General features: G+C 69.5%; 1 protein-coding gene. It reads left to right on the forward strand.

The genetic code is table 11. The features are described 5' to 3' along the window. The coding region (locus F6Q13_RS16260) for a class I SAM-dependent methyltransferase (RefSeq protein ID WP_293058723.1) at window positions 1-776 on the forward strand (776 nt) is incomplete at its 5' end. Between the last annotated feature and the right edge of the window lie 31 nt (window positions 777-807).

Raw genomic sequence — 807 nt, forward strand, 5'->3', positions numbered from 1 at the left:
TCAAAGCCTGTTGCGCCGCCGCCTATTCCAGCGACGCCGCGGCGTTGCTGCTCGGCGAGTCCTATCATCCCGGCGGCGCGGCGTTGACCCGCACACTGGCCGCGGCGCTCGGACTGGGCTCCGGTGCGCGCCGGGTGGCCGACGTCGCCTGCGGGCGCGGCGCCACCGCCCGCCTGCTGGCCGACGAACACCCGGCGCTCACCGTCGACGGGGTCGACCTCAGCCAGATCAACGTCGAGCACGCCCGAGCCGCCGTCGCGGCGGCCGGGCTGGACCAGCGGGTGCACGTCCAGCACGGCGACGCTGAACACCTCCCGCTGCCCGACAACGCATTCGACGCGCTGGTCTGCGAATGTTCGCTGTGCACGTTCCCCGATAAATGCGCCGCGGCCCGCCAGTTCGCGCGCATCCTGCGTCCGGGCGGCTTGGCCGGCATCACCGATGTCACCATCACCGACGCCGGCCTGCCGGCCGAGCTGACCACACTGGCCGCGTGGGTCGCCTGCATCGCCGATGCCCGCTCGGTCGCCGACTACACCGGCATCCTCGCCAGCGCAGGACTGCACGTACGACACACGCAGGCCCACGACGACGCCCTGCTGAAGATGATCGAACGCATCGACGCCCGGATCACCGCGCTGCGCATCACAGCGCCACAAATCCTCACCGACAACGGTATTGAACCCGATACCGTGCAGGTATATACGCGGCTGGCGACCGAAGCGGTCAAAGCCGGCCGCATCGGATACACCCTGATGATCGCGGAGAAACCATGACACACCCGCTGACGGCCCGTGCATCCGTCAT

The organism is Mycobacterium sp. (assembly GCF_008709575.1).
In the GTDB taxonomy this organism is placed as follows: Bacteria; Actinomycetota; Actinomycetes; order Mycobacteriales; family Mycobacteriaceae; genus Mycobacterium.